Source organism: Collinsella sp. AM40-7AC (genome assembly GCF_003468125.1).
Classification (GTDB): Bacteria; Actinomycetota; Coriobacteriia; order Coriobacteriales; family Coriobacteriaceae; genus Collinsella; species Collinsella aerofaciens_O.
Map to the genome: position 1 here is coordinate 1 of NZ_QSGK01000021.1, position 3,425 is coordinate 3,425.

General features: G+C 60.9%; 2 protein-coding genes. Both read left to right on the forward strand.

Annotated elements, in window-relative coordinates:
- The first annotated feature begins 151 nt into the window (after positions 1-151).
- The gene (gene argF, locus DW892_RS10210) at positions 152-1,147 is read left to right on the forward strand and encodes an ornithine carbamoyltransferase (protein WP_117767352.1); all 996 of its coding nucleotides are present in this window, start codon (positions 152-154) and stop codon (positions 1,145-1,147) included.
- 138 nt (positions 1,148-1,285) lie between these two features.
- Positions 1,286-2,773 (forward strand): YfcC family protein, encoded by a 1,488-nt coding sequence (locus DW892_RS10215; RefSeq protein WP_369831990.1) that lies wholly within the window; start codon positions 1,286-1,288, stop codon positions 2,771-2,773.
- Positions 2,774-3,425 lie beyond the last annotated feature (652 nt).

Below are 3,425 nucleotides of genomic sequence, written 5' to 3' on the forward strand. Positions count from 1 at the left end.
CGGCCCGCGCTGCATGAGCATGCCCTTCTGGCGCGAGGACCTCTAAGTCTTTCCGTTTCCGGTGCGGTCCCCCTACAACCGCACCGGCTTCGCCCGTTAAACGGGCAACACTAATACTTACGTAATTCATTTCTTCGAAAGGAATCGAACCATGGGTGTTAACCTCTCCGGCCGTAGCTTCCTCAAGCTCCTCGACCTCACCACCGAGGAGATCGAGTACCTGCTCAAGCTCTCCAAGAACTTCAAGGACATGAAGCGCGCTGGCGTTCCGCACCGCTATCTCGAGGGCAAGAACATCGTTCTGCTCTTCCAGAAGACCTCCACTCGTACCCGCTGCGCCTTCGAGGTCGGCGGCATGGATCTGGGCATGGGCGTCACCTACCTCGATCCGGGTTCGTCGCAGATGGGCAAGAAGGAGTCCATCGAGGACACCGCCCGCGTTCTCGGCCGCATGTATGACGGCATCGAGTTCCGTGGCTTTGCCCAGGACGATGTCGAGGAGCTCGCTGCTAAGTCCGGCGTGCCCGTGTGGAACGGCCTGACCACCGAGTGGCATCCCACCCAGATGCTCGCCGACATCCTGACCGTCCAGGAGAACTTCAACTACGACATCAAGGGCAAGACCCTCGTCTTCATGGGCGACTGCAAGAACAACGTTGCTCGCTCCCTCATGGTCGTCTGCTCCAAGCTCGGCATGAATTTCGTGGCCTGCGGCCCCGAGGAGTGCATGCCTGCCGACGATGTCATCGAGGCCTGCAAGCCCATCGCCGAGGCCAACGGCTGCACCATCAAGCTGACCACCGACGTCAAGGACGGCGTCACCGGTGCCGACGTTATCTACACCGACGTGTGGGTCTCCATGGGCGAGCCCGACGAGGTCTGGGCCGAGCGCATCGCTCAGCTCACCCCGTATCGTGTTACCTCCGAGGTCATGGCTATGGCCAACCTGGGTGCCATCTTCCTGCACTGCCTGCCCAGCTTCCACGACACCAACACCACGATTGGCGCCGAGAAGTGCGAGCAGTTCGGTATCACCGAGCAGGAGGTCACCGACGAGGTCTTCGAGAGCCCCGCTTCCAAGGTCTTCGACGAGGCCGAGAACCGCATGCACACCATCAAGGCTGTCATGTACGCCACGCTCAAGTAAGAGCATCTAGCATCTCGCTCGGGGTGCATTGCTGCGCACCCCGAGCGCTTTTGTCTGGTAAAAATCTCGCACCGAGCGACATGCACGGCACGGAAGAGCCGCTTCGGGCGAGATCAGTAAATGATTTATGAAGGGGGGATGAGAACTATGACTGAGACCGCTAAGAAAAAGCGCGGTATGCCTTCATCGTTCACCATTCTTCTTGCTCTGCTGGCAATCGTCGCGGTTGTTACCGTTATCGTCTCCGGTACGTCCGGTGGCGAGGTTACCGCTGCCCGCCTGAGCGATTTCTGCACCGCCCCGGTCAAGGGCTTCGCTGACGCTTTGCCCGTCTGCCTCTTCGTTATGATTCTCGGCGGCTTCCTCGGCATGATGACCGAGACCGGCGCCCTGGACAACGGCATTGCCGTTCTGGTGCAGAAGCTTAAGGGCAATGAGATCATGCTCATTCCCGTGCTGATGCTCATCTTCTCCCTCGGTGGTACCACCTATGGTATGTGCGAGGAGACCGTTCCCTTCTACGCCCTGCTCGCCGCTACCATGATGGCCGCTGGCTTCGACCCCATGGTCGGTGCTGCCACCGTCCTGCTCGGCGCTGGCTGCGGCTGCCTCGGCTCCACGGTTAACCCGTTCGCCGTCGGCGCTGCCGTCGACGCTCTGACCGGTGTTGGCATTGAGGTCAACCAGTCCATCATCATCGGCCTCGGTGCCGTCCTGTGGATTGTTACCACTGCCATGTCCATCTTCTTCGTCATGAGCTATGCCAAGAAGGTCAAGGCTGACAAGGGTTCCACCATCCTTTCGATGCAGGAGCTCAAGGACGCCGAAGAGGCTCACGGCAAGGCTGCTTCCGAGGTTAACAAGGAGGTCAAGCTCACCGGTCGTCAGAAGGGTGTTCTGATCGCCTTTGCCTTCACCTTCGTCGTCATGATCGTCGGCTTCATCCCGCTGGCCGACCTTAACGAGGGCGTCGCCAACTTCTTTGACGCTGGCGCTGTCTACGACGCCGACGGTAACGCCGTCGTCCAGGGCTGGTCTGCCCTGATCACCGGCCTGCCCATTGGCCAGTGGTACTTCGACGAGGCTTCCACCTGGTTCTTCCTCATGGCTATCCTGATCGGTATCATCGGTGGCCTGTCCGAGAAGCAGATCGTCAACACCTTCATCACCGGCGCTGCCGACATGATGTCCGTTGTCCTCGTCATCGCTCTCGCCCGTGGTATCTCCGTCCTCATGGCTAGCACCGGCCTCGACGTCTACGTCCTCGATGCTGCCGCCAATGCTCTGGCTGGCCTGTCCGGCGTGATCTTCGCTCCCATGAGCTTCCTGGTCTACTTCGGCCTGTCCTTCCTGATCCCCTCGACCTCCGGTATGGCTACTGTCTCCATGCCCATCATGGGACCGTTGGCTGTTAAGCTCGGCTTCTCGCCCGAGGTCATGGTTATGATCTTCTCCGCCGCCATCGGCGTCGTGAACCTGTTCACCCCGACCTCCGGCGCCATCATGGGCGGTCTTGCCCTGGCCAAGATCGAGTGGACGACCTGGCTCAAGTTTGCCCTTAAGCTCATCGTCGCTCTCTCCGTCGTCTGCGCCATCATCCTGACCGTCGCTTGCGTGATGCTCTAAGTACCCAACGGGTACCCCACGGAAACCTTGACGATCCTGTAGAGGATCACCTGGTCATCGTCTGTCCGGTGGGGTCAACCCACCGGTAGACTCCTACCTTTAGCCCCCTCCCGTTCCGTGCGCGGGAGGGGGCGCTCTTGTGTTCCGGCGTTTTACCAAACGCCGGAATCACTCGACGCTGCAAGCCCGCCAGAGCGGCAATCTGACGTTCAATCGTCGGGCATGGCCAAAAGGCCTATGCCCTCCTCTTTCACGTCACCTTGCTCGCTCTGGCGGGCTTTCGCTGACTTATGCTCAACCTGCGGCGCTGCCATTGTTGGCGCAGGGGGCGGCTTGCTCGCTCTGGCGCCTGTTCGCTCATATGACCCAATCCGCTGTCAAGAGCCACAATGGCCCCGCCGACCGCTTGCAATCGGTCGGCGGGGCCTGCCGTTAACCCGTCCCGGTCCGCCCCCGGCATGTCATCGACGCCTTCGGCTCAGTCTCATATCCGCGGATACCGTTCTGTCGGCCCGCACTCCATTCCTTCGGCGGGGTTCCCCAAGTCTGTCGAGGCGCATGCGGAGGGCTCCGCGCGCACAGCGAAATAGGGGGTATCCCCGAAGGCCGCCCGGCTCGCCGGGACGGGGGCTATGTCTATTCCGCGCCCTCC